The sequence below is a fragment of the Nocardia shimofusensis NBRC 100134 genome (genome assembly GCF_001613125.1).
Classification (GTDB): Bacteria; Actinomycetota; Actinomycetes; order Mycobacteriales; family Mycobacteriaceae; genus Nocardia; species Nocardia shimofusensis.
Genome location: NZ_BDBT01000003.1, coordinates 300900 through 325375, shown reverse-complemented (window position 1 = coordinate 325375; position 24476 = coordinate 300900). Strand labels below are relative to the sequence as shown.

General features: G+C 69.7%; 24 protein-coding genes. 18 read left to right on the top strand and 6 right to left on the bottom strand.

Going from position 1 to position 24476, the window contains the following annotated elements; translation table 11 throughout:
• Positions 1 to 33: 33 nt before the first annotated feature.
• Positions 34 to 1146 (top strand): D-alanine--D-alanine ligase family protein, encoded by a 1113-nt coding sequence (locus tag NS3_RS05210; RefSeq protein WP_067854294.1) that lies wholly within the window; start codon positions 34 to 36, stop codon positions 1144 to 1146.
• Between the two features lie 33 nt (positions 1147 to 1179).
• Here the strand turns inward: NS3_RS05210 and NS3_RS05205 are convergent, their stop codons facing one another.
• Positions 1180 to 1842: a DUF3515 domain-containing protein gene (locus tag NS3_RS05205; RefSeq protein WP_084495054.1), complete on the bottom strand. Its 663-nt coding sequence runs from the start codon at positions 1840 to 1842 to the stop codon at positions 1180 to 1182.
• A gap of 141 nt (positions 1843 to 1983) precedes the next feature.
• Here NS3_RS05205 and NS3_RS05200 point away from each other — a divergent pair, with 141 nt between their 5' ends.
• The 4 genes from NS3_RS05200 to NS3_RS05185 all read left to right on the top strand — a co-directional run bounded on the left by NS3_RS05200 (position 1984) and on the right by NS3_RS05185 (position 5121).
• Positions 1984 to 3066, top strand: coding sequence for a thiamine-phosphate kinase (locus tag NS3_RS05200; RefSeq protein ID WP_067854290.1), 1083 nt, complete (start codon positions 1984 to 1986; stop codon positions 3064 to 3066).
• 11 nt (positions 3067 to 3077) lie between these two features.
• Entirely contained in the window at positions 3078 to 3761 is a 684-nt protein-coding gene (locus NS3_RS05195) for a uracil-DNA glycosylase (protein WP_067854287.1), read from the top strand.
• 117 nt (positions 3762 to 3878) lie between these two features.
• Positions 3879 to 4136, top strand: coding sequence for a hypothetical protein (locus tag NS3_RS05190; protein ID WP_067854284.1), 258 nt, complete (start codon positions 3879 to 3881; stop codon positions 4134 to 4136).
• Between the two features lie 103 nt (positions 4137 to 4239).
• Positions 4240 to 5121 (top strand): alpha/beta fold hydrolase, encoded by an 882-nt coding sequence (locus NS3_RS05185; RefSeq protein WP_067854281.1) that lies wholly within the window; start codon positions 4240 to 4242, stop codon positions 5119 to 5121.
• A gap of 50 nt (positions 5122 to 5171) precedes the next feature.
• On the opposite strand, the gene NS3_RS05180 is transcribed toward NS3_RS05185, so the two are convergent.
• From NS3_RS05180 to rpmB, 3 genes are all read right to left on the bottom strand, one after another.
• Complete coding sequence (locus NS3_RS05180; protein ID WP_067854630.1) at positions 5172 to 5957, bottom strand: enoyl-CoA hydratase/isomerase family protein; 786 nt, start codon at positions 5955 to 5957, stop codon at positions 5172 to 5174.
• A 10-nt stretch (positions 5958 to 5967) separates the two neighbouring features.
• Positions 5968 to 6474, bottom strand: coding sequence for a GNAT family N-acetyltransferase (locus NS3_RS05175; protein ID WP_245649467.1), 507 nt, complete (start codon positions 6472 to 6474; stop codon positions 5968 to 5970).
• An 83-nt stretch (positions 6475 to 6557) separates the two neighbouring features.
• On the bottom strand, positions 6558 to 6749 hold the full coding sequence (gene rpmB, locus NS3_RS05170) for a 50S ribosomal protein L28 (RefSeq protein WP_011210730.1): 192 nt from the start codon (positions 6747 to 6749) through the stop codon (positions 6558 to 6560).
• A gap of 284 nt (positions 6750 to 7033) precedes the next feature.
• Between rpmB and NS3_RS05165 the strand changes: the two genes are divergently transcribed.
• Together NS3_RS05165 and recG are read left to right on the top strand one after the other, a co-directional pair.
• Complete coding sequence (locus NS3_RS05165) at positions 7034 to 8773, top strand: DAK2 domain-containing protein (RefSeq protein WP_067854275.1); 1740 nt, start codon at positions 7034 to 7036, stop codon at positions 8771 to 8773.
• A gap of 31 nt (positions 8774 to 8804) precedes the next feature.
• A complete protein-coding gene (gene recG, locus NS3_RS05160) occupies positions 8805 to 11135 on the top strand; it encodes an ATP-dependent DNA helicase RecG (RefSeq protein ID WP_067854270.1) in 2331 nt (776 codons plus the stop codon).
• A gap of 210 nt (positions 11136 to 11345) precedes the next feature.
• Here the strand turns inward: recG and NS3_RS05155 are convergent, their stop codons facing one another.
• Positions 11346 to 12767: a short-chain fatty acyl-CoA regulator family protein gene (locus tag NS3_RS05155; protein WP_174550434.1), complete on the bottom strand. Its 1422-nt coding sequence runs from the start codon at positions 12765 to 12767 to the stop codon at positions 11346 to 11348.
• 255 nt (positions 12768 to 13022) lie between these two features.
• Between NS3_RS05155 and NS3_RS05150 the strand changes: the two genes are divergently transcribed.
• From NS3_RS05150 to coaD, 4 genes are all read left to right on the top strand, one after another.
• A complete protein-coding gene (locus tag NS3_RS05150; RefSeq protein WP_067854267.1) occupies positions 13023 to 13403 on the top strand; it encodes a nuclear transport factor 2 family protein in 381 nt (126 codons plus the stop codon).
• Positions 13404 to 13851: 448 nt separating this feature from the next.
• Positions 13852 to 17253, top strand: coding sequence for a pyruvate carboxylase (locus NS3_RS05145; protein WP_067854264.1), 3402 nt, complete (start codon positions 13852 to 13854; stop codon positions 17251 to 17253).
• Positions 17253 to 17810 (top strand): 16S rRNA (guanine(966)-N(2))-methyltransferase RsmD, encoded by a 558-nt coding sequence (gene rsmD, locus NS3_RS05140; protein ID WP_067854261.1) that lies wholly within the window; start codon positions 17253 to 17255, stop codon positions 17808 to 17810. Before NS3_RS05145 ends, rsmD begins: the two co-directional genes overlap by 1 nt.
• A 74-nt stretch (positions 17811 to 17884) precedes the next feature.
• Positions 17885 to 18370, top strand: a complete 486-nt coding sequence (gene coaD / locus NS3_RS05135; protein ID WP_067854258.1) for a pantetheine-phosphate adenylyltransferase — start codon at positions 17885 to 17887, stop codon at positions 18368 to 18370.
• Between the two features lie 45 nt (positions 18371 to 18415).
• Here coaD and NS3_RS05130 read toward each other — a convergent pair whose 3' ends face one another.
• Positions 18416 to 18958 (bottom strand): GtrA family protein, encoded by a 543-nt coding sequence (locus tag NS3_RS05130; RefSeq protein ID WP_067854624.1) that lies wholly within the window; start codon positions 18956 to 18958, stop codon positions 18416 to 18418.
• Positions 18959 to 19188: 230 nt separating this feature from the next.
• Between NS3_RS05130 and NS3_RS05125 the strand changes: the two genes are divergently transcribed.
• From NS3_RS05125 to NS3_RS05100, 7 genes are all read left to right on the top strand, one after another.
• A complete protein-coding gene (locus tag NS3_RS05125) occupies positions 19189 to 19935 on the top strand; it encodes a DivIVA domain-containing protein (protein ID WP_067854247.1) in 747 nt (248 codons plus the stop codon).
• A 99-nt stretch (positions 19936 to 20034) separates the two neighbouring features.
• Positions 20035 to 20658, top strand: a complete 624-nt coding sequence (locus NS3_RS05120; RefSeq protein WP_067854621.1) for a YceD family protein — start codon at positions 20035 to 20037, stop codon at positions 20656 to 20658.
• 64 nt (positions 20659 to 20722) lie between these two features.
• Entirely contained in the window at positions 20723 to 20905 is a 183-nt protein-coding gene (gene rpmF, locus NS3_RS28280) for a 50S ribosomal protein L32 (protein WP_084495052.1), read from the top strand.
• 23 nt (positions 20906 to 20928) lie between these two features.
• Complete coding sequence (gene rnc / locus NS3_RS05115) at positions 20929 to 21651, top strand: ribonuclease III (protein ID WP_067854245.1); 723 nt, start codon at positions 20929 to 20931, stop codon at positions 21649 to 21651.
• A gap of 1 nt (position 21652) precedes the next feature.
• Positions 21653 to 22543: a bifunctional DNA-formamidopyrimidine glycosylase/DNA-(apurinic or apyrimidinic site) lyase gene (gene mutM, locus NS3_RS05110; RefSeq protein WP_067854242.1), complete on the top strand. Its 891-nt coding sequence runs from the start codon at positions 21653 to 21655 to the stop codon at positions 22541 to 22543.
• Between the two features lie 159 nt (positions 22544 to 22702).
• Positions 22703 to 23284 (top strand): dihydrofolate reductase family protein, encoded by a 582-nt coding sequence (locus NS3_RS05105; protein WP_067854239.1) that lies wholly within the window; start codon positions 22703 to 22705, stop codon positions 23282 to 23284.
• A complete protein-coding gene (locus NS3_RS05100; RefSeq protein WP_067854236.1) occupies positions 23285 to 24349 on the top strand; it encodes a PHP domain-containing protein in 1065 nt (354 codons plus the stop codon). It begins immediately after the preceding gene.
• Positions 24350 to 24476: the final 127 nt, after the last annotated feature.

The following is a 24476-nucleotide window of genomic DNA, read 5'->3' as shown; positions in this document are numbered from 1 at the left end:
GCGGGCACCGGCGCGCCCGGTACGGTTCGTTGCATGACGAACCGGATCAGGGTGGCGGTGCTGTTCGGCGGGCGTAGCAACGAGCACGCGGTGTCGTGCGTGTCCGCGGCCGGCGTGCTGCGACATCTGGACCGCGACAGATACGAACCCGTCCCGATCGGCATCACCGTCGACGGCGGCTGGGTGCTGGCGCACCAGGCGAACGCAGACACCGCCTCGATCGGCCTGAGCCACGACGCGCTGCCGTCGGTGGACGCCACCGGCACCGCGCTCACCCTGACCCCGGACCCGACCAGGGCGGGCGCGCTGGTCGCGCTCGACGACGCGAGCGCGGTGCTCGGTTCGGTCGACGTGGTCTTCCCGGTCCTGCACGGACCGTTCGGCGAGGACGGCACCCTCCAGGGCATGCTGGAACTGGCGGGCGTGCCCTACGTCGGACCCGGCGTGCTGGCCAGCGCGGCAGGCATGGACAAGGAGTTCACCAAGAAGCTGCTCGCTGCCGAGGGCCTGCCGATCGGCAGGCAGGTGGTGCTGCGGCCGGGGACCGCGACCCTCACCGACGAACAGCGTGCGGGACTCGGTTTGCCGGTGTTCGTCAAGCCCGCGCGTGCCGGCTCGTCCATCGGCATCACCAAGGTCGACGACTGGAGCGGCCTGGAGGCGGCGATCGACAAGGCCAGGCACCACGATCCGAAGGTGATCGTGGAAGCGGGCATCGTCGGGCGCGAGGTCGAGTGCGGCGTGCTGGAATTTCCGGACGGGCGGGTGGAGGCGAGTGTCGTCGCCGAGATCAAGATGCCTGACGGCACACCGGGGGGAGACGGCCCGCAGTTCTACGACTTCGACACCAAATACCTCGACGATGTCTGTGAATTCGATGTGCCCGCCAAGCTCGACGACGACATCACCGACGCGGTGCGGCAGATGGCGGTCCGGGCGTTCCGCGCACTGGACTGCCAGGGGCTGGCTCGGGTCGACTTCTTCGTCACCGAGGACGGCCCGGTGATCAACGAGATCAACACCATGCCCGGGTTCACCTCGATCTCGATGTACCCGCGGATGTGGGAAGCGGCGGGCGTGGACTACGCCACCCTGGTGTCCACGCTGATCGAGACCGCCGTGGCGCGCGGGACCGGGCTGCGCTGAGAAACCTGAGCCGGCCAGGGGGAGACCCGTTGCTCAGTTGGGAAGCGGGCCGGGGTCGATCTCGCGCGGGGCGATGCTGGCGGTGACGGCGTCGGAGACCGCTTGCAGCGGGGTCGGGCCGGAGCCGTCCGGAATGGTCAGCGCGATATAGGTCTCGCGATCGACGGCGAACCAGGTGCTGACCGCCGCGATGTCGTCGCGGATCTCGAACCAGCGCACATCGTTGACGATCTGCAACGGTGCGGCGCGGTTGAATTCGAGCGGGCGATCCAGGCCGCAGCGCAGCACGATCGGTTCGCCTTCGCCGTCGGGCTGCCAGGCCTTCGTCGCGGGCGGGACCGGCTCGACCAGGGTGGCCGCGGTGTAGTCGCCGAGCTCGTCGGGCAGGGCGGGCAACAGCGCCGCGCAGGCCGGGCCGTCGGCGGCGGGGGCGGGAACGGGGCCCAGCGCCAACGGCTCGCGATCGACCGGCATATTGCCCGCGATCACGGCGGCGACGAGCACACCGACCACGAGGATGACGGGGAGCGCGACGGCGGTCGCGATCAACCCGGGGGAGTATCTGGCCTCGGCGGCGTCCTCGATTGTTCCGCTGTCGGCAGCGTGGTCCTCGCCGTCGGGGCGGTTCTCGTCGTCGCGTGAGGTGTCCTCGCGTGAGGTGCGTGAGGTGTCCTCGTCCGGCGAATCCGCCGCCATGCCCTGGTCCTTTCCGATCGCGCCATCGGGGTCGCTCGGTGGTGTCGAGCGCCCAGAACAGGGTACCGTCGTGCCGACTTCTGCCCGCACGACCTCGGGAAAGGGGCCACGGCCATCAGCGAGAGCGCGACGCCGCGAACGGTGCGCGAACTGGGGGAGTTCGCGCTCATCGAGCGCATCAACGCCGGGCGCGTGCCCAGCGCCGGCGTTCTGCTCGGGCCCGGTGACGACGCCGCGGTGGTGGCCGCGCCGGACGGACGCTTCGTCGTCACCACCGACATGCTGGTGCAGGACAGGCACTTTCGGCTCGATTGGTCGGGTCCGCGCGATATCGGCCGCAAAGCCATCGCTCAGAACGCCGCCGATGTCTACGCGATGGGGGCAGTGCCTTCGGCGTTCGTGGTGGCCCTCGGCTGCCCCGCCGACACCCCGGTCGAGCTGATCGATGAGCTCTCCGACGGGATGTGGGCCGAGGCCCGCCGGGCCGGAGCGTCGATCGCGGGTGGTGACCTGGTGCGCAGCCCGCAACTGGTGATCTCGGTGACCGCGTTCGGAGACCTGCGCGGACAGCCCGCGATCACGCGCTCGGGGGCGCGACCTGGCGACGTCGTCGCGGTCGCGGGTGCGCTCGGCTGGTCGGCGGCCGGGCTGGCGGTACTCGAGAAGGGTGCCGAATTCGACCGGGCCGATTACTCCGGGCACGGCTTGTCCACCGAGCACGGTATTTCCACCGACCGCGCCGTTACTTCCGGTCGCCCCGATGCGCCCGCAGACGGTATTCCGGCTCGCGCGCGGGTGCTGGAGGACGTGCTCGCCGCACACCGTGCTCCACAGCCGCGCTACGACTGCGTTCCGGTCGGCGCCGGCCCGCGGCCGAACGCGCTGACCGATGTCTCAGACGGACTGCTCGCCGATCTCGGGCACCTCGCCACGGCCTCCGGGGTGGCCATCGATGTGCATTGGGACGCATTGCGCGCACCGGAGCTCGAACCGCTCGCCGCGGAACTGAATGCCGATGCGGCGCAGTGGGTTCTGGCCGGCGGAGAGGACCACGCCTTCGCGGGCGCCTGGCCGGCCGAGGTCGGACTGCCCGCGGGATGGCGCGCGATCGGTGTGGTCGGCGCGGGCGCGGGCGTCACGGTGGACGGTGTGACACCACAGGGCGCGGGGGGCTGGGAATCGTTCCGTGGGGCGGAGGCTGCGCCGGGTAACGAAGCGCGATAGGTTGTGCGGTCATGGGCTCGAAACCATTGTCGGAAATCATCGATCCGGGCTGGGCGCAGGCGCTCGAACCGGTGGCCGAGCGGATCACGGCCATGGGTGAATTCCTCCGAGCGGAGAATGCCGCCGGACGGGGATATCTGCCAGCGGGGGAGAATGTCCTTCGCGCGTTCCAACGTCCTTTCCGCGACGTGCGGGTATTGATCGTCGGCCAGGACCCGTACCCGACGCCGGGACACGCTATGGGCCTGAGTTTCTCGGTGGCGCCGGATGTTTCGCCGATTCCGCGCAGCCTGGTCAACATCTTCACCGAACTGCACAAGGATCTCGGCCATCCCACCCCGTCCAACGGGGATCTGAGCCCGTGGTCGGATCAAGGCGTGCTGCTGCTGAACCGGGTGCTCACCGTCGCCCCGGGGCAGGCCGCCTCCCATCGCGGCAAGGGCTGGGAAGCGGTCACCGAGCAGGCCATCCGCGCCCTCGTGGCCAGGGACGAACCGCTGGTCGCGATCCTGTGGGGCCGCGACGCGGGCACGCTGCGGCCGCTGCTGACCGAGGCCGAGGTGCCCTACATCGAGTCGGCGCATCCCTCGCCACTGTCGGCCTCGCGCGGTTTCTTCGGTTCCCGGCCGTTCTCCCGGGTCAACGAGCTGCTCGACGAACTCGGCGCCGACCCCGTCGACTGGCGGCTGCCCTGAGCATTCCGGCTCCGACGGTTACGGCCTCGAGATTCCGGCTCTGATCCCCACCGCTGTGCCCCGGGCCAGTCCGGGGCCTGTTATATCGCACGCAACGATTCACTGAGGAGCTACACCATGCACCACACGACCGTTCGCGCAGGACTGCGCGGCACCCTGGCGACCCTGGCGCTGGCGGGCGCACTGGCCGGGGGCGCGTCCGTCGCGAACGCCGAGCCGCTGCAGCTGCAGCCCTACACGCAGCCGGTGGTCGAATCCGCGCCGGTGGCCGAGGAGTTCACCTCGACCGGCACCTCCACCATCTCTTCCGCGGTGAACGCGAAGATCGCCTGCACCTTCCAGCGCACCTTCAGCGCCATGCCGCTGGATTGCTGACCAGCTGAAACACGAATCTCGCGCGGGCCGGTGACAGTGTCACCGGCCCGCGTTCGCGTCGGGGCACTGTGACGAAGCACTCCTGGTGTGCGATCCTCGGATCGTGAGTAATGCGAAGTATCTCGTCGAGCCGAAGCCGCTGCGGTTGCGCGGCAAGGGCGGGATCGAACTGGCCGCCGACCAGTTCGGACCCGAGGACGGCCCGCTCGTCGTGTTCTTGCACGGCGGTGGTCAGACCAGGCACTCCTGGAAACAGACCGGCGCGGTGCTGGCCGCCGACGGCCTGCGGGTGGTCACTCTCGACGCTCGCGGCCACGGCGACAGCCAATGGGCTCCCGACCGCGACTACACCCGCGCGGTCCTGGTGGAGGATCTCGTCGAGGTGCTCGACCAACTCGGCGCCACCGCCGACCACGGCGCGGTGATCGTCGGGGCGAGCATGGGCGGCATCACCGGGTTGCTGGCCACCGCGCATCCCCGTGGCACGGGAATCCGCGCGCTCGTCCTGGTCGACATCGTCACCCGCCCCGAATCCCAGGGCGTGGAGCGGGTGCTGAACTTCCTCGGCAAGCACCGCGAGGGTTTCGACACCGTCGAGCAGGCGGCCGACGCCGTCTCCGCGTACATGCCGCACCGGCCCCGACCGGCGAGCAACGACGGACTGCTGCGCAACCTTCGTCACCGTGACGGTCGCTGGTACTGGCACTGGGATCCGGACATGATCACCGGCCGTGGCGCCGATGCCGACACCGACACCATGGCCCGGTTGCTCGAGCCCGCGGCACGTGCCCTGACGATCCCGGTGATGTTGGTACGCGGCAAGATGTCCGACGTGGTCAGCGCCGAGGCGGTCGAGGAATTCCTGGAGCAGGTCCCGCACGCCGACGTCGTGGAGATCGGCAATGCCGCGCACACCGCCGCCGGTGACGACAACGACGCCTTCACCGACGCGGTCGCCGAATTCGTGCGGGCGTCGGCTCGCTGAGCGGAGCACCTATCCGGCCCGGGTGGGTGCTCCGGGCTCGCAGGTGTCGATCAGGAGGTGTAGTCCGGCGTGCGCTTCTGGACGAAGGCGTCGACGCCCTCCCTGCCGGTCGGGCTGTCGGCGGCGGTGGCGATGGCGTCGGTCTCCCGGTCGAGCTGAGCATCGAGCGAGGTGCTCAGCGAGTCGCGCAGCAGGGCTTTGATGCTCGCGTGGGTGGAGCGCGGTCCGCTCGCCAGGGACCGGGCGAGATCGAAGGCGGCCGCGCGCACATCGGCGCCCCCGTCGACCAGGCGGCTGAGGATGCCCAGTCGCACGGCTTCCTCGGCGCCGATCACCGCGTCGGTGAGCAGGATCTCGCGCGCTCGGCCGAGTCCGACCACGCGCGGCAGAGTCCAGGACATCCCGCCGTCGGGGCTCAGTCCGATACCGGGGTAGGCGGGACGGAACTTGGTCGAGGCGGCGCCGAGCGCCACATCGGCGGCCAGCACCAGGCTCATGCCCGCACCCGCTGCCCAGCCCTGCACGCCCGCGACGATCGGCACGGTGGTGGCGTCGAGTTCGCGGACGAAATCGTGCAGTCTGGTGGCCAGATCGCGGATGTGCGCGCCGCGCTCGGGAGCGGCCGCGAAACCGCGTACGTCGCCACCCGCACAGAAGTTCGCACCCGTGCCGGTCAGCAGCACCGCGCCGACGGAGGAATCACGGTCGCGCAGCGCGGCAGTGCCCGCGTCGATTCCGGCGAAATCCATGGAGGTGCCGTGCGCGGCGGTGGCGATCGTGATCCGCAGGACACCCTCGGTGCTGGTGACGTATTCGACAGTCTCGCTGGTCGTCATGATCGCCACCCTAACCGGACCGATCCGGCACCGGTTGCGGGGTCCGGGACATGCGCAGCTGCGCCAGGGCGGTGAACTCCTCGAACTTGCGCGCGCCGTCGGCGGTCCAGCCGTGGCGGCGGTAGAACGCCAGGGCTCGCGGGGCGTCGGCGAAAACCCAGAGGCGGCACGGGATGCCGGGATCGAGGGCGGTGCGCACCAGATCGTCGGCGACGCCGGTGCCGTACCACGCTTCCCGCACGTACAGCGCGTCGAGTTCGGCGTAGGCCGGTCCGGATTCGCCGGGGGCGGTGACGGTGACGAATCCGATCACCTCCCCGCCTGCCAGCGCGACGTGGGTGCGTTCGGCGGTCCCCCCGGCGGCCGGATCGAGACGGCGGGCCACCGCGGCAGCGCGGCGATCGATATCGAACGCGGCGAGTACCGGTGCGGGCACCAGGGACGTGTATGCCTCGCGCCAGGATTCGATATGGCACTCCGCGATGCCGCGGGCGTGCTCGAGTGCGGCGGGGACCACGCGCCATACCGGCACCGGGCGGGAACGGCAACGCCCCGGATCACCCATCAGGGCGCCGGGGCGTGTGCGGTGATGCGCTGGGCTCAGCCGCGAACGACCTTGCCTGCCTTCAGGCAGGAGGTGCACACGTTCATGCGGCGGGTGTTGCCCGGCGCGACCTGGGCACGCACGGTCTGGATGTTCGGGTTCCAACGACGGTTGGTACGCCGGTGCGAGTGCGAGACCGACTTCCCGAAGCCGGGGCCCTTGGCGCAGACGTCGCAGACGGCAGCCATAGTCGCGAACTCCTTCATGTCCTGTGGGGACAGCTACCTGCATAGGCGGCATGTCCGGAAACAATGTCGTGATGTGCCTGTGCCGACTGATGTCGGCGTGCGGCGCGCGGCGATTCCCGGTGAGAATGACCCTGCGAGAGTGACGTGCGGCCTGGCAACCCTGCAAGAGTAACCGCAGGTTCCCCGAACGACCAAACCGGGGGGCGCCGCCCCCGCTGTGGCCTCGGCTGTCGTCCGCTGACGCTAACCTGACGGGCGGCGGTGGTGAGCGGGGGTGTGAGGGAGTGAGGTGGACCGTGCCCGGCGAGCGGGAGACGATCGACAGCGCTGCGTTGCTGCTCTGGGGACGGCTCTGCCTCGAGGGCCTGGCCGAGCGCCGCGCGGAGATCAACTCCCTCAATGTCTTCCCGGTCCCGGACGCCGACACCGGTACGAATCTGCTGGCCACCATGCGCGCGGCCGTCCAGGCGGCGCAGGCGCGCGCGGGGGAGTCCGCCGCCGATCCGTCCATCCGGGAGGTGGCTGCCGCGATGGCTCGCGGCGCGACCGTCGGCGCGCGCGGCAATTCGGGGATCATCCTGTCGCAGCTGTTGCGCGGTCTCGCCGACGCGGGTGAACACGGCCCGCTCACCGCGCGGACGCTCACCGACGCGCTGTCGCGATCCGCGACGCTGGTGCGGGCCTGCCTGAGCGCGCCGGTCGAGGGCACCATCCTCACGGTGCTCGACTGCGCGGCCGCCTCCGCTCGCGCCTGTTACGCCGGTGCGCGAGAGCGCGCGGTGGCCGGCTCGGCAGACGGCGGCGAGGGCGGGACAGCAGAGCGGGCGGGCGCGGTGACCATCGCCGACGTCGCGGTCGCCGCGGCGGACGGTGCGGCCGAAGCCCTGGGGGAGACGCCCTCGCAACTGGGCGTCCTGCGGGAGGCCGGAGTGGTGGACGCGGGGGCGCGGGGACTGCTGGTGCTGCTCGACGCCCTGGTGGCGGTGACACTCGGGGAATGCCCGGCACGCCCGGAGTACGCCCGCCTGGTGGCCGAGCCGACCCGTCCGGAATGCGAGTACCACACGAGCGCGACCGCCGAGCCCGCGTTCGAAGTGATGTATCTGATCGGCGACACCGACACACAGCGGATCGACCGGTTGCGCGCGGCGCTCGGTGAACTCGGGGACTCGGTGGCGGTCGTGGGCGACGGCGCGCAGGTCTGGTCGGCGCACGTGCACTGCGCCGACGCGGGGGCCGCGGTGGAAGCGGGTCTGGCGGCCGGCACGCTGAGCCGCATCAGGATCGAGAGTTTCGCCGAGAACGCGCTCGGTGTCGGGCCGCGGCATCTACCGGGCGTCGGGACGGCGGCGCGCTTCGAGAACGCCCCCGCCGATCGGGCGGTGCTGGCGGTCGCGACGGGAGTGGGGGCCGCCGCGTTGTTCGAACAGGCGGGCGCGGTGGTGCTCGATCGGCATCCGGTGACCTCGGCGAGCCTGCTGAGCGCGATCCGCGAGCTGCCGCACCGGGAAATTCTCGTGCTGCCCAACGGCGCGCTGCCCGCGCACGAACTGGTCGCCGTCGGTGTGGCCGCCCGTGACGCGCACCGCGACGTGCTGCTGCTGCCGAGTGGATCGATGGTGCAGGGACTGGCGGCGCTCGCGGTGCACGATCGCGCCCGTATCGCCGTCGACGACGGTTTCGCCATGTCGGAGGCCGCGGCGGCGACCCGGTGGGGGTCGCTGCGTCGCGCGCAGCATCGGGCACTGACGATGGTCGGCACCTGCGGGCCGGGTGACGGGCTCGGGCTGGTCGGACACGACGTGGTCGTCATCGCCCGCGATGTGCTCGGCGCGGGCCGGATACTGCTGGACCGGATGCTGGGTCTCGGCGGTGAACTGGTGACCCTGTTGATGGGCGACGCCGCCGACCCCGCGCTGGCCGACTCGCTGGGCGAGCACATCGCACAAGGTTTCCCCGGCGTGGAGATCGCGGTGTACACGGGCGGTCAGCAGGGGGATCTGGTGCAGATCGGGGTGGAATGAACGCGGGGCAGGGAAAGGCGAGGACGAACACATGGCGACCCTGAGCGACCGGCTCGACCACATCCTCGGAGCGAAGGCGGCCGATTCGCTGGCCGAGGCCTTCGACATGACCACCGTCGAGGACCTGCTGCGCCACTACCCGCTGCGCTACGCCACCCAGGGCCAGCCGCTCACCGAGGAAGCCCCCGAGGACGGCGCCCACATCACGGTGATCGGCCGGATCGCCAAAGCCGACCTGCGCCCGATGCGCAATCGCCGCGGCTCCCTGCTGAAAGTGCAGCTCGACACCGGCTCCGGGCGTCCGGTCGACGTCACCTTCTTCAACGGCGACAAAGTGAAATACGTCGTGAAGCAAGGACTTCGCGCGATGATGTCGGGCAATGTGAGCTACTGGCGCCCCGGCAGCTGGAGCCTGAACCACCCCGGCTACCTGATCCTGCCGGAGGCCGGCGACGATCCGGCGCTGACCGACGCTCCGCCGATCACCCGGGTACGCGGCGGCGGTGATCTGCGCGGGCTGGCCGAGAGCGCGAAAGGCGCGGGCGGCGTGGATGTCTCGTTCCTGGAACGGGAATTCATCCCGGTGTACCCGGCCACGGCGAAGGTGCAGAGCTGGGATCTGCTCGCCTGCGTGCGGCAGGTCCTCGAACAACTGGACCCGATCGACGACCCGCTGCCGCAGGAGGTCCGTGACGAACGCGAGTTGTTGCCGGTCTCCGACGCGCTGCGGTTGATCCACCTGCCCGAGCATCGCGCCGATATCGACAAGGCGCGTGAGCGGCTGCGTTTCGACGAGGCGCTGGCACTGCAACTGGTGCTGGCCGAGCGCAGGCACGAGGTGTCCGGCCGAACCGCCCGCCCGTGCCCGCCTCGCCACGACGGGATCGCCGCCGCGTTCGCCGAACGGCTGCCCTTCCAGCTGACCGAAGGTCAGCAGAAGGTCATCGGCGAGATCTCCGCGGATCTGGAGCGCACCCATCCGATGCACCGGCTGTTGCAGGGCGAGGTCGGCTCGGGCAAGACCATCGTCGCCCTGCACGCCATGCTCCAGGTGGTCGACGCGGGCCAGCAGTGCGCGCTGCTCGCGCCCACCGAAGTGCTTGCCGCACAGCACTATCGTTCGCTGTGCGCGATGCTGGGCGATCTCGGTTCGGCCGGTGAGCTGGGCGGCGCCGAGAACGCGACCCGGGTGGTGCTGGTGACCGGGTCGATGTCGGCGAGCGCGAAGAAGGCCGCGCTGCTCGCGGCGGTCACCGGGGAAGCCGGGATCGTGATCGGCACCCACGCGCTCATCCAGGACAATGTGGAATTCTTCGATCTCGGCATGGTCATCGTCGACGAGCAGCATCGCTTCGGTGTCGAACAGCGAGACGCGTTGCGCGCCAAGGCGAAAGCGGGGACCAGCCCGCACCTGCTGGTCATGACCGCGACCCCCATCCCGCGCACGATCGCCATGACCACCCTGGGAGATCTGGAAACCTCCACGCTCACCGAACTGCCGCGCGGCCGCTCGCCCATCAGCTCTAAAGTGGTTCCGCGCAAACTACATCCGAACTGGGTGCAGCGCGCGTGGGAACGGATACTCGAGGAGGTCGGGCAGGGACGTCAGGCGTATGTGGTGTGCTCGCGCATCGGCGACGACGAGGACGGCAAGCTCGCGGGAAACAAGGGGAGCGGCGGCAAGGGGAGCGGCGGCAAGGGGAGCAAGGCGCGCGGCAAGGCTGCCGAAGCGGACGAGAAGGAGCCACCGCCGACCCAGGCCGCTGTCGACGTCTTCGAGATGTTGCGTTCCGGGCCGCTGGCCTCGGTGGCGGTCGGGCTGTTGCACGGCCGCCTGCCCGCCGACGAGAAAGACCAGGTGATGCGCGCCTTCAACGACGGTTCGGTGGATGTGCTGGTGTGCACCACCGTCGTCGAGGTCGGCGTGGATGTGCCCAATGCCACGGTGATGGTGATCGTCGACGCCGACCGGTTCGGCGTCAGCCAGTTGCACCAGTTGCGCGGGCGGGTCGGTCGCGGCGCGCACCCCGGTCTGTGTCTGCTGATCACCGACGCCGCGCCGGGCGGCTCGGCGATGGCGCGCTTGGAGGCGGTCGCCGGGACCAACGACGGCTTCGAGCTGGCGGTGCTCGACCTGCGCCAGCGACGCGAAGGCGATGTGCTCGGCTCCGCGCAGTCCGGCACCGCCCGTTCACTGCGTCTGCTCTCGCTGGTCGACGACCTCGAAGTCATCACCAGCGCGCAGGAACTCGCGCGTCAGCTCGTCGAGGACGACCCGGGACTATCCGCCCACCCCGGTCTCGCGGCGATGATGCACGCCGCCGTCGACACCGACCGCCTCGAGTACCTCGCCAAGTCCTGACCATGCCTCCTCCCCACGGCGTGCGCGCCGAGGGAGCTCTCCGCCCGCGCCCGGAGCCAAGGACCGCCGTGGGCCGATCCCACCGCGGGATCGGCCCATGGCTCCGACAGCGGCTCGTCCCTGCCGCGGAGCTCGCCGTTGCCGCGGACTCCCGGCGTGCCCCACCACTGTGCTCGGACTCGGGCCGCGGACACTCCGATTGTTTCGAGTTCAGGGGAGCGCGCGCGGATAGGGCAGATCGGTGACTGTGTGCTCGGAGACGGTGAGCGGACTGCCGATCCGTGGGAACGCGCGTTGCGGACAGGCGGGCCGCTCGCACACCTTGCAGCCAGCGCCGATCGGGACCGCGGCGGCGGGGTCGTCCACGGGGAGCCCGGCGGAGTAGACCAGCCGTTCGGCGTATTCGATGTCGCAGCCGAGGCCCAGGACGAAATCACGGGTGGCGGTGTCGAATCCGCGTGGCGCGGTGGCCGTGGTCCGGGCGATCCACAGGTAGCGGCGGCCGTCGGGCATCTCGGCGATCTGGGTGAGGATGCGGCCGGGCTGGGCGAAGGCCTCGTGCACCACCCACAGCGGGCAGCTGCCGCCCACGCGGGCGAAGTGGAAGGCCGTGGCGGACTGGCGTTTGGAGATATTGCCCGCCCGGTCGGTGCGCACCAGGAAGAACGGCACACCGCGCTGGCCCTGGCGTTGCAGGGTGCTCAAGCGGTGGCAGATGGTTTCGAAGCCGACCTCGAAACGCAGGCCGAGCAGGTCGATGTCGTAGCGCAGTTCCTCCGCCGAGCGCAGGAACCGGCTGTAGGGCAGCACCAGTGCGGCGGCGAAGTAGTTGCCCAGTGCGACCCTGGCCAGGTCCCGTGACTCGCCCGACAGCGAGGGGGTCTCGTTGAGGACCGTGTCGAAGTGGTCGCCGTAGAGCAGAAAACCCAGCGTGGCGGCGATCTGGAAGGCGCGCTGGCCCGGGCGCAGCCTGCGGGCCAGGGTGAGGGTGCGACCGGCTTCGTCGTAGTGGCGTTTCGGGATGGTCGGGTCCGCGCCGTCGCCGCGTACCAGCACCGTCACGCCCGCGCGCTCCTCGGCGACCCTGGCCAGCTGCCGGTCCAGTGAGCCGACGGTCAGCCCGCAGTCGTCGAACAGTTGCTCGGCGAGATGATCGAGCTGCGGGATGTGATTGTGATGGTCGTAGAGGAAATCGCGCACGTCCTCGGCGGGCATCGGCACCTTCGCCGCACCGGTGGGCGTGGTGACCTGCGCGGAGAGCAGGTCCAGCTGGTCGGTGGCGGCGCGCAGCCGCCGGTGCATCGCGACCAGGATGCGGGCGACCTCGGGCTGGCGGGTCGCGAGCTCCTCGACCTCGGCCAAGGGTGCGCTGTCGCCGCCCGCCGCGTCTACGAGCACATCGTGCAGGGCCGAGACCAGTCGGGCGTCGGAATCGGCGGCGAAGAACTGGACGTCCAGGTCGAAGGTCGAATTGAGCTTGAGCAGAACCGGGATCGTGAGCGGTCGCTGGTCGCGTTCGAGCTGGTTGAGATAGCTGGGCGAGAGATCGAGCGACTTGGCCAATGCGGCCTGGGTCATCCGTCGTTCCTCGCGCAGGCGTCGGAGCCGAGCGCCCGCGTACATCTTGCGCACAGGGAAAAATCCTAGTACTCGCGCTCCGGCGGGAGCCGGAGTCGTCGCCCGCGATCATTCGCAAACCGCTGTGTCGCAACGGTTTCTGCGCGTCGAGTCCCCTGAGTGAAGGCTTGCACCGGGACGGCAAACGTCGAGGGACTTCTCGGAGTCCACCCGGAATCCGGGCGAACACCGGCCGGGACGGGGGGTTGTTTGCTTGAATCGCAGCCGAGGGCGCCGCGCGCCACCGCCGCGAGAAAGCGAGCCGAGGGCATGACCGATTCCGACGACATCGTGCGTGCGCTGTGCCGCAGCTGGTCCACGCCCGATCCCGACGAGATCGCCGCCTATTTCGCCGAGGACGCCGTCTATCACAACATCCCGATGGAACCGGTGGTCGGCCGCGCCGCCATCAGGGAGTTCGTGGCAGGCTTCCTGACCGCCTTCGAGGCCATCGACTTCGAGATCCACCACCAGGTCGTCGCCGGTGGGCTGGTGATGAACGAGCGCACCGACACCATGCGTGGCAAGGACGGGCGCAACACCGCGTTGCCGGTGATGGGCGTGTTCGAGGTGAACGACGGTCTCGTCACCGCGTGGCGCGACTACTTCGACATGACCGCGGTCACCCGGGCTTTCGCCGCCGGCGACTGAGATCCCGCGCCCAGGGGGATTCGCGCGTCACGCGGATTCGCGCTCACGCAGATTGCAGCCGCCGCTCGGGAACCGAACCGCGCACCTGTACGTCGAAGTAGTACAAGCGGGTGCACGATCCGGCTTGTGGAGCTGTGAGGAGTGGTAGCGCGTGGAGGATCCGAAGTGCAGGCTGACGTGGCGGCAGGGGACCGGTCATGGAAGCGGCGCCCGGTCGAGGCCGAGACATCGGTCGCGCCCGGTACTGCCTGCGGGCGAAGCGTGTGAAAGCTACACCTCTCCGCGCTGGCATCAGGTTCGCAAACCTGTGGAGGAGGAATGACGCCACCGGGGTATGTGACGGGCCGGTGAACAAGTCTTCGCAACGTTGCCAGCCATAGTTGTGAAGAATATGGCGAACCGGGACTTCCCTGTCGGGCACCGGGGTGGCGGCGGGTACCGTAGGCCAATGTTCTCGAAAGTCTTGGTCGCCAATCGCGGCGAGATCGCTATCCGTGCGTTCCGTGCGGCTTATGAGCTCGGCATCGGGACGGTCGCGGTCTTCCCGTACGAGGATCGCAACTCGGTACATCGGCTGAAGGCGGCCGAGGCCTACCAGATCGGCGAGACCGGCCACCCGGTCCGTGCCTACCTGTCGATCGAGGCCATCATCGACGCGGCCAAGTCGGCAGGCGCCGACGCGATCTACCCCGGCTACGGGTTCCTCTCGGAGAACCCGGAACTGGCGGCGGCCTGCGCGCGCGAAGGCATCACCTTCGTCGGTCCCTCCGCCCAGGTGCTGGAACTGGCAGGCAACAAGGCGCGGGCGATCGAGGCGGCGAGGGCGGCCGGGTTGCCGGTGCTGAAGTCCAGCGAGCCCTCCTCGGATGTGGAGTGGTTGCTCGAGGCGTCGCGGGAGCTGGAATTCCCGGTCTTCGTGAAGGCGGTCGCCGGTGGTGGCGGGCGTGGGATGCGGCGGGTGGCCGAGCCGGCGCAACTGCGGGAGTCGATCGAGGCGGCCTCGCGGGAGGCGGAATCGGCGTTCGGTGATCCGACGGTGTTCCTCGAGCAGGCGGTGGTGAATCCGCGGCATATCGAGGTGCAGATCCTGGCCGACGGTCAGGGCAATGTGATGCATCTGTTCGAGCGGGATTGCTCGGTGCAGCGGCGGCATCAGAAGGTGATCGAGCTGGCGCCCGCGCCGAATCTGGATCCGGCGTTGCGTGAGCGGATCTGCGCGGACGCGGTGGCGTTCGCGCGGCAGATCGGTTACTGCAACGCGGGCACGGTGGAGTTCCTGCTCGACGAGCGCGGCAATCATGTGTTCATCGAGATGAATCCGCGCATCCAGGTCGAGCACACGGTGACCGAGGAGATCACCGATGTGGATCTGGTGCAGTCGCAGTTGCGGATCGCGGCGGGGGAGTCGCTGGCGGATCTGGGTCTCAGCCAGGAGAAGGTGACGATCCGTGGCGCGGCCCTGCAGTGCCGGATCACCACCGAGGACCCGGCCAACGGCTTCCGTCCCGACACCGGCCGCATCTCGGCCTATCGGACCCCGGGTGGGGCGGGTATCCGGCTGGACGGCGGTGCGAATCTCGGCGCGGAGATCGGCGCCCACTTCGATTCCATGCTGGTCAAGCTGACCTGTCGCGGGCGGGATCTGACCAGTGCCGCGACGCGGGCCCGGCGCGCGCTGGCGGAGTTCCGCATTCGCGGCGTCACCACCAATATCCCGTTCCTGCTCGCCGTGCTCGACGACGCGGACTTCAAGGCGGGCCGGGTCACCACCTCGTTCATCGACGAGCGCCCGCAGCTGCTGACCTTGCGCCAGTCGGCCGACCGCGGCACCAAGATCCTCGAGTACCTCGCCGACGTGACGGTCAACAAGCCGCACGGCGAGCGCCCGACACAGGTCTATCCGCACGACAAACTGCCCGCCATCGATCTGAGCGTGCCGCCGCCGGATGGTTCGCGGCAGCGGCTGCTGAGGCTGGGTCCGGAGGGATTCGCGCGGGCGTTGCGTGAGCAGAAGGCTGTCGGGGTCACCGATACGACTTTCCGTGATGCGCATCAGTCGCTGCTGGCCACGCGAGTGCGCACCAACGGCCTGCTGGGCGTGGCCGGGCATGTGGCGCGGCTGACCCCGGAGTTGTTGTCGGTGGAATGCTGGGGTGGAGCCACCTACGACGTCGGTCTGCGGTTCCTCTACGAAGATCCGTGGGAGCGGCTGGCCGCGCTGCGCGAGGCGATTCCGAATATCTGCCTGCAGATGTTGCTGCGCGGACGCAACACGGTCGGGTACACGCCCTATCCGGAAAAGGTGACCCGCGCGTTCGTCTCGGAGGCGACCGCCACCGGGATCGACATCTTCCGCATCTTCGACGCGCTCAACAATGTCGATCAGATGCGTCCGGCCATCGACGCGGTCTGCGAGACCGGGACCGCGATCGCCGAGGTCGCGTTGTCCTACACCGGCGATCTGATGAACCCGGCCGAGGACCTCTACACGCTGGACTACTACCTGAAGCTGGCCGAGCAGATCGTCGACGCCGGTGCGCACGTGCTGGCGATCAAGGACATGGCCGGTCTGCTGCGCGCGCCCGCGGCGGCGAAGCTGGTGACCGCGCTGCGCAGCAACTTCGATCTGCCGGTGCACGTGCACACCCACGACACCCCGGGTGGTCAGCTGGCCACCTATCTGGCGGCCTGGCAGGCCGGCGCGGACGCGGTCGACGGCGCGAGCGCGGCGATGGCGGGCACGACCAGTCAGCCCGCGCTGTCGGCGATCGTGGCCGCGGCCGCGCACACCGAATTCGACACCGGTCTGAACCTGTCGAAGGTGTGTGACCTGGAACCGTATTGGGAAGCGCTGCGCAAGGTGTATGCCCCGTTCGAATCGGGCCTGCCCGCGCCGACCGGCCGCGTGTACACCCACGAGATCCCCGGCGGCCAGTTGTCGAACCTGCGTCAGCAGGCCATCGCGCTCGGGCTGGGGGACCGGTTCGAGGAGGTCGAGGCCCAGTACGCGGCCGCCGACCGGATGCTGGGCAGGCTGGTGAAGGTGACTCCCTCGTCCAAGGTGGTCGGCGATCTGGCGCTGGCGCTGGTCGGCACCGGGGTGGACGCCGACGACTTCGCCGCCGACCCCAGCCGCTACGACATCCCGGATTCGGTGATCGGCTTCCTGCGTGGCGAACTGGGCACCCCGGCGGGCGGCTGGCCCGAACCGCTGCGCTCGCGAGCGCTGGAAGGGCGCGGCCCCGCCAAGCCGGAGACTCCGCTCTCGGCCGCGGACGAGGCCGCGTTGTCCGGCGACTCGGCGCAGCGCCGCGCCACGCTGAACCGACTGCTGTTCCCCGGCCCGACCGCCGAGTTCCTGGCCCACCGCGACAGGTACGGCGACACCATGGGGCTGTCGGCGAACCAGTTCTTCTACGGCCTGCGCCGCGGCGAGGAACACAAGGTGCAGCTGGAGAAGGGCGTGACGTTGCTCATCGGGCTCGAGGCGATCTCCGAACCCGACGAGAAGGGCATGCGCACTGTCATGTGCATTCTCAACGGCCAGCTGCGCCCGATCGCGGTGCGCGACCGCTCGGTGGCCAGCGAGGTGCCGGTGGCGGAGAAGGCCGACAAGACCAACCCCGCCCATATCGCCGCGCCGTTCGCCGGTGTGGTGACCCTGGCCGTGGCCGAAGGCGACACCGTCACCGCGGGTGACACGATCGCCACGATCGAGGCGATGAAGATGGAAGCCGCCATCACCGCGCCGCGGGCGGGTGTGGTGGCCCGAATCGCGACCACGAAAGTACAGCAGGTCGAAGGCGGTGACCTCCTGGTCGAACTCCAGTTGCGCGAGTCCTCGGCCTGATGCCGCGGATCGTCGCGGGCGTCGCGGGCGGCCGCCGGTTCCGGGTGCCGCCCGCGGGCACCCGGCCCACCTCCGACCGGGTGCGCGAGGCGCTGTTCAGTTCGCTGGACGCGCGGATGGACTTCGCCGGCGTGCGGGTGCTCGACCTCTACGCGGGCTCCGGTGCGCTCGCCCTCGAGGCGCTCTCACGCGGCGCCGCCTACGCGCTGCTGGTCGAATCCGACCGCAAGGCGGCGCAGGTGGTGCGGGCCAATATCGCCGAACTCGGGCTCGCGGGCGCGCAATTGCGGGTCGGCGCGGTGAGCGCTGTGCTGGCCCAGGGCGGTGCGGGCGCCTTCGACCTGGTGTTCGCCGACCCGCCCTACGACCTGAGCACCGACACCCTCACCGCCGAGGTCGCCGAGCTGGCCGCAGGCGGCTGGCTGGCCGAGGGCGCGCTGGTCGTGGTGGAACGCTCGGCTCGCAGTCCCGAGATCGCGTGGCCCGAGGGGTTCGTCCCCCTCGCCTCGCGACGGTACGGCGAGACGCGTCTGGAGTCGGCCGAATTCGAGCCGTAGGCGGATCGACGGGTGCGGGGCGGCAGGGCCCGGGACCGGCGGGTCGCCGGTGCCCGCCTGATAGCGTCGGGCGCATGGCTGGAGCACTGTGCCCCGGATCGTTCGATCCGGTGACCAACGGACACCTCGACGTATTCGCCCGCGCGGCCGAGCAATTCGACGAGCTCGTCGTCACCGTCATGGTGAACCCGAACAAGAAGGGCATGTTCGGGGTCGAGGAGCGGATGGAACTGCTGCGCGAGACCACCGCGCACCTGCCCAACGTCCGGGTCGCCTCCTGGCGCGGGCTGCTTGTCGACTTCGCCCGTGAACAGGGCATCACCGCCATCGTCAAGGGTCTGCGCGATGCCACCGACTTCGGCTACGAACTCCAGATGGCGCAGATGAACAAGAAGCTGTCCGGGGTGGACACCTTCTTCATCGCCACCAATCCGGTGTTCAGTTTCCTGTCCAGCTCGCTGGTCAAGGAGGTCGCCCTCTACGGCGGCGATGTCTCCGACATGCTGCCCCCGGTCGTGCACAAGCGTCTGCTCGACCGCATCGCCGAACGCCGGGGCTGAGCTACCGAACGCGTGGGCTCGGTGACCGACCGCCGAGCCCGAGGCTCAGAAGACGAAACCGCGTAGCGCGAGGAAGCGCATCCCGCCGACGGCGGCGGTGATCGCCAGGACGGCCGCCGCTTGCGCCCCACCGCCGAGACCGGGGGTGAACACCTCGATGGCCGCCAGCGCGGCGGTGGTGATCACCAGGCCGAGCACGGCGAGCCCGCCTGCTTCCCATTGCGCGGTGAACCAGTGCACCCGGTCGGCGGCCCGGAAGGTGAGCCTGCGATGCAGTTCGTTGGCGAGCACGGTGCTCACCGCGGAACCGGCGATGTTGGCGGTGATCGAGCCCATGCCGTACATGGCCGCGAACAACAGCACGTAGGCGATGTTGCTGGCGCCGCCGACGAGGGCGAAGCGTCCCAGCTGCGGCAGCGCCCGATCGCCGCGCAGGAAATGGACGACCCGCTTCCATCGGGAAGCCGCGGGATTCTCCTGGACCGCGGGCGACGGGACGCCCGCCGGACACGGCACGGCCCACGGCGCCCACGGCGTGTACATGCAGGCAGGAATTGCTGCCGAGCGCAGTGGTTCCAGAGCGGTCATGGTCATTCCGATCGAACGTTGCTCGCGGGACCGGCTGACTCCGGCGGTCCTCTGTCAAGGAATGTACATGAAGTGGAGGTTCAAGCTCCACTTGATTTCGGGTATTGCTTGTGGTCTACGAGACATCGGGCCCGACACACCGGGAATCGACTCGGCAGAACCGGTGACGACGGGCACACTGGCCTGTGGGCGAGCTGTCCGTGGTTGGTACGAGAACGAGGTTGGTGAGCATGTATCGGGTATTCGAGGCGCTCGACGAGCTGGTGGCCATCGTCGAGGAGGCGCGCGGTATTCCGCCGACCCGCAACTGCATCGTCCCGCGCGGCGATGTGCTCGACCTGCTCGACGATGTGCGTGACGCGCTGCCCGGCGAGCTCGACGACGCCCAGGATGTGCTCGACCACCGGGACAAGATCGTCAACGACGCGCGGGCGACCGCCGAGACCGCGGTCACCACGGCCGACGAGCAGGCCAGGGAGACCGTCGGCAGCGCGCGCGCCGAAGCCGACCGCATCCTCGCCGATGCCAAGGCGCACGCCGACCGGATGGTCGCCGAGGCGAGCGCGCACGCCGATCATCTCGTCGCCACCGCCCAGGCCGAGGCCGAACGCACCGTCGCCGAGGCCAAGGCCGAGTACGAAGCGGTCACCGGACGGGCCAGGGTGGACTCGGAGCGGATGATCGAATCCGGCAAGGCGTCCTACGAGCGCTCGGTCGCCGACGGCCAGGCCGAACAGGCCAGGTTGGTCGCGCAGACCGAGGTGGTGCGCGCCGCGCACGCCGAATCCGCGCGGTTGATCGACTCCGCCCAGGCCGAGGCCGACCGGATGCGCGACGAATGCGACCACTACGTCGACTCCACGCTGGCAGGCTTGGAGGAGACGCTGAACAGCACGCTGCGCACCGTCGGACGCGGCAGGCACCAGTTGCGCAGCGGTGCGGGCGCCCCCGACTACGCCGCCGAATACCGCCGCTGAGGCGGGGTGTGATGCGGCCCGCGCGGTTTTGGCGCGCGGGGCCCATCGGCGTACTGTGGGGTGGTTGCCCATCCCCTTCGGAATGTGAGTGAGTTCGTGATGTCCGCCGGTTCCGGTTCCACCTCGCGTCATCGGGTGTCTTCGCACCACGTCGACGCGGGTTTCGTGCTGGACGTCCGCAGCCTGGGCCGTCGCCCCGGCACCATGCGGGAGTTGCGGCGCACGGTCACCACCGAGGGGCGCATCGGGCTCGACCTGGTGGCCATTCCGGTGGGCGCCGAGGTCGAGCTGGATCTGCAGTTGCAGGCGGTGTCCGAAGGGGTGCTCGTCACCGGCACGGTGACCGCGCCGACCGAGGGGCAGTGCTCGCGCTGCCTCGAATCGTTCACCGACGAGGTGAGCCTGCCGGTCACCGAGCTGTTCGCCTACCCGGACAGCGCCACCGAGCAGACCACCGAGGACGACGAGGTCTATCGGATGATCGACGATCTCATCGATCTGGAACCGCTGATCGTCGACACCATCGGGCTCGAGTTGCCGTTGCAGCCGCTGTGCTCGCCGGACTGCGCCGGGCTGTGCCCGGAATGCGGGGTGGCGATGGCGATTGCGGGATCTGATCATCGGCATGAGATACTTGACCCTCGCTGGGCCGGGCTGGCGAATTTCGCCCCCGAATCGCCCGGCAACGGCGGTCCCGACGCGGACGCCGAGTCGGACCGATAACGCAAGACCCCAAGTCAGCCGTTCACCGGCAGAGCAAGTTACAGGACAAAGAGGAGAAGTAGTCGTGGCCGTTCCCAAGCGCCGGATGTCCCGTTCCAACACCAGGTCGCGGCGCAGCCAGTGGAAGGCTGTCGCGCCTACTCTGATCACCTGCCCGAACCGGGCCTGCGGTGAGAAGACCCTGCCGCACATCGCGTGCCCGTCCTGCGGCACCTACAAGGGCCGCCAGGTCACTTCCGCCGTCTGACGGCTCGATCACCGTAATCGAACGTGACGGCCAGCAAGGACGAAGCCGGCTCGTCCGGTGATCATGGGAGTCTACTCGAGGCGCTAGGTGTCGACGTACGACCGGATCTGCTGCGCTTGGCGCTGACACATCGGTCGTACGCCTACGAGAACGGCGGCCTGCCCACCAACGAACGCCTGGAGTTTCTCGGCGACTCGGTGCTGGGTCTCAGCATCACCGAGCGGCTCTACCACGAGCACCCGGACAAGTCCGAGGGCGAGTTGGCGAAGCTGCGCGCGAGCGTGGTCAACATGCACGCGCTCGCGGAAGTGGCGCGCGGGCTCGGCGCGGGCGGCCTCGGTGTGCATCTGCTGCTCGGCAAGGGCGAGGAGCTCACCGGCGGCCGCGACAAGCCGAGCATTCTCGCCGACGGTATGGAATCGCTGCTCGGGGCCGTGCATCTGCAGCACGGTATCGAGGTGGCGCGTGGCGTGGTGCTGCGCCTGTTCGCCGAACTGCTCGAGCGCGGTCCCCGTATGGGCGCCGGGCTCGACTGGAAGACGAGCCTGCAGGAGCTGACCGCCGAGCGCGGCCTCGGCGTGCCCGCCTACGAGATCACCTCGACTGGCCCCGATCACGACAAGGAGTTCACCGCGACGACGGTGGTCGGCGGCCAGTCCTACGGCACGGGTGTCGGGCGTTCCAAGAAGGAAGCCGAGCAGAAGGCCGCGGGCGCTGCCTACCAGGCGCTGACCGCCGAATCCTGACGTGCCCGAACTTCCCGAGGTCGAGGTGGTCCGGCGTGGACTGGCCGAGCACGTGGTCGGTCACGTCGTCGATTCGGTCGTCGTCACCCATCCGCGGTCGGTGCGCAGGCACATCCTGGGCGCGGCCGATCTGACCGTCCGGATCACCGGTCGCCGGGTGCACGCCGCCTGCCGTCGCGGCAAATATCTGTGGCTCACCTTCGACGAGCCGGATCCGTCCGCCGCCGGTTCCCCCGCCCTGGACGCCGCTCTGGTCGTGCACCTGGGCATGAGCGGTCAGATGCTCATCCAGCCCGCGGGCGCGCCCGTGGAGAAGCACGCGCACATCCGCGCGGCGCTCGACGACGGCTCCGAACTACGGTTCGTCGATCAGCGCACCTTCGGCGGCTGGGCGCTGGCTCCGCTGCTGGAGGTCGACGGCTCACTCGTTCCCGAACCTGTCGCGCACATCGCCCGCGATCCGCTGGATCCGCTCTTCGACGCCGAGGCCGTCGTCGCCGCGATCCGCGCCAAGAACTCCGAGATCAAGCGCGTTCTGCTGGACCAGACGGTGATCTCCGGGATCGGCAACATCTACGCCGACGAATCGCTGTGGCGGGCCCGCATCAACGGCAACCGCCTCGCGTCCGGTCTGACCCGCCCCGCGCTGCGCGGGCTGCTCGCCGAGGTGCGCGCGGTCATGGACGAGGCCCTCGCGGCCGGCGGGACGTCGTTCGACGCGCTGTATGTCGACGTCAACGGGCAGTCCGGCTACTTCGAGCGCGCCCTCGCCGTCTACGGCAGGCAGGACGAACCGTGCAGGCGGTGTGGTGCGCCGATCGGGCGGGAGAAGTTCATGAATCGCTCGTCGTATTCCTGCCCCCGCTGCCAGCCCCGACCTCGTCGCCGCTGAGCTGCGTCCGCCCCGCGAACCTGCCCCGTCGAAATGGTCACGGGCGCTCTCGGTATGGGTATGGTCCCGGTGTCGGCCGAGGTCTCGCGGGGGCCGAGCCGTGCGAGATACCGTTGCCTCGAACGGCCCGACGATATGTGCCGTTGGAGGAAGGACACCATGCGCAAGCTCACCTACTTCGTCGCCTCGACGATCGACGGGTTCATCGCCACCGAGGAAGGGTCGGTCGACTTCTTCCCCGTCGGTGGCGACCACAGCCAGGCGATCACGGCGCAGTATCCCGAGACTCTGCCCACCAAGGTCAGGGAGTCGATGGGCATCACCAAGCGCAACGCGTCCTTCGACACCGTGCTGATGGGCCGCAAGACGCACGATTTCGGGGTGCGGACCGGCACGTCGAGCCCGTATGAGCACCTGCGGCAATACGTCGTGTCCACCACACTGCCGGAGAGCCCCGGGGTCGGGGTCGAGTTGATCTCCGCCGACCCGCTCGCTCGGGTCCGCGAGATCAAGCGCGAGAAGGGCCTGGGTATCTGGCTGTGCGGGGGCGGTGAGCTGGCCCAGGTGCTGCTGCCGGAGATCGATCAGATCTTCCTCAAGCTGTATCCGATCGTGCTCGGCCGGGGCCGGTCGCTGTTCGGTTCCGGGCCGCGCCTGCCCGAGCCGGCGCAGTTCCGGGTGATCACCAGCCGGGTGTTCGAAGACGGCGTCGCGTTCCTGAAATACAGCAGGATTCGATAGATGGCCGAGCCCGATCGAGCGGACCCACCGCCCCCGGCGCATATACCGGGGCCGGTGGAGACACTGCGCGAGATCGGGTTCTGGCTCGAACGTCAGCGCGCCGAGACCTATCGGGTGAAGGCCTACCGGCGGGCCGCCGACGTGGTGGCCGGGCTGGACGATGCCGAGTTCGCCGCCCACGCGGCCGCGAACTCCTGGCAGGACCTGCCCGGCGTCGGCCCGAAGACCGCCGCGGTCATCGCACAGGCGGCCGCGGGCGAGGTGCCCGGCCAACTCGCCGACCTGCGCCGCTCCGCGCAACCCATCGGCGCGCCCGGCACGGCGCTGCGCGCCCTGCTGCGCGGTGATCTGCACACCCATTCGGACTGGTCCGACGGCGGAAGCCCGATCGAGGAGATGATGCGTGTCGCGGCGGCCCTGGGACACGAGTACTGCGCGCTCACCGACCATTCCCCGCGTCTGACGGTGGCCAACGGATTGTCCGCCGACCGGCTGCGCAGGCAGCTCGACGTGGTCGCCGAGCTCAACGAACAACTCGCTCCGTTCCGCATCCTGACCGGAATCGAGGTCGACATCCTCGACGACGGCACGCTGGATCAGCGCGCCGACCTGCTTGCCGAACTCGACATCGTGGTGGCCAGCGTGCATTCGCACCTACGTGCCGAATCGGCGGCGATGACCCGGCGCATGGTGCACGCGGTGGCGAATCCGAACGTGGACGTGCTCGGGCACTGCACGGGGCGGCTGGTCACCGGCGGGCGCGGCACCAGGCCGGAATCGCAGTTCGATGCCGAGATGGTCTTCGAGGCGTGCAGGCAGTACGGCACCGCCATCGAGATCAACTGCCGCCCCGAACGCCTCGATCCGCCCACTCGGCTGTTGACACTGGCCGTGGAGATGGGCTGCCTGTTCTCGGTCGACACCGACGCCCACGCGCCGGGCCAGCTGGACTGGCAGGGCTATGGCTGCGAACGCGCCGTCGCCACCGGCGTCCCGCCCGAGCGAGTGATCAACACCTGGCCGGTGGAAGAACTGCTCGCCTGGGCCGGCGCGTCAGAGGGCTGAACGCGCCAGGCCGGACTCGCCGGAGTGGTCTGGATCGAGTGTCGGAAGAGGGCCCGGACGTTGCCGTGGTGGCTTTCGGGGTCGGTGGCACGCTCGACTCGAGCACATGCGCGCCGAGGCGGTGAGC

Bases quoted from the DNA above. Each gene is read 5' to 3' on its own strand.
- NS3_RS05210 (WP_067854294.1), top strand. From the start codon at position 34: ATGACGAACCGGATCAGGGTGGCGGTGCTGTTCGGCGGGCGTAGCAAC.
- NS3_RS05205 (WP_084495054.1), bottom strand. From the start codon at position 1,842: ATGGCGGCGGATTCGCCGGACGAGGACACCTCACGCACCTCACGCGAG.
- NS3_RS05195 (WP_067854287.1), top strand. From the start codon at position 3,078: ATGGGCTCGAAACCATTGTCGGAAATCATCGATCCGGGCTGGGCGCAG.
- NS3_RS05190 (WP_067854284.1), top strand. From the start codon at position 3,879: ATGCACCACACGACCGTTCGCGCAGGACTGCGCGGCACCCTGGCGACC.
- NS3_RS05180 (WP_067854630.1), bottom strand. From the start codon at position 5,957: ATGACGACCAGCGAGACTGTCGAATACGTCACCAGCACCGAGGGTGTC.
- rpmB (WP_011210730.1), bottom strand. From the start codon at position 6,749: ATGGCTGCCGTCTGCGACGTCTGCGCCAAGGGCCCCGGCTTCGGGAAG.
- recG (WP_067854270.1), top strand. From the start codon at position 8,805: ATGGCGACCCTGAGCGACCGGCTCGACCACATCCTCGGAGCGAAGGCG.
- NS3_RS05150 (WP_067854267.1), top strand. From the start codon at position 13,023: ATGACCGATTCCGACGACATCGTGCGTGCGCTGTGCCGCAGCTGGTCC.
- NS3_RS05145 (WP_067854264.1), top strand. From the start codon at position 13,852: ATGTTCTCGAAAGTCTTGGTCGCCAATCGCGGCGAGATCGCTATCCGT.
- rsmD (WP_067854261.1), top strand. From the start codon at position 17,253: ATGCCGCGGATCGTCGCGGGCGTCGCGGGCGGCCGCCGGTTCCGGGTG.
- coaD (WP_067854258.1), top strand. From the start codon at position 17,885: ATGGCTGGAGCACTGTGCCCCGGATCGTTCGATCCGGTGACCAACGGA.
- NS3_RS05130 (WP_067854624.1), bottom strand. From the start codon at position 18,958: ATGACCGCTCTGGAACCACTGCGCTCGGCAGCAATTCCTGCCTGCATG.
- NS3_RS05125 (WP_067854247.1), top strand. From the start codon at position 19,189: ATGTATCGGGTATTCGAGGCGCTCGACGAGCTGGTGGCCATCGTCGAG.
- NS3_RS05120 (WP_067854621.1), top strand. From the start codon at position 20,035: ATGTCCGCCGGTTCCGGTTCCACCTCGCGTCATCGGGTGTCTTCGCAC.
- NS3_RS05105 (WP_067854239.1), top strand. From the start codon at position 22,703: ATGCGCAAGCTCACCTACTTCGTCGCCTCGACGATCGACGGGTTCATC.
- NS3_RS05100 (WP_067854236.1), top strand. From the start codon at position 23,285: ATGGCCGAGCCCGATCGAGCGGACCCACCGCCCCCGGCGCATATACCG.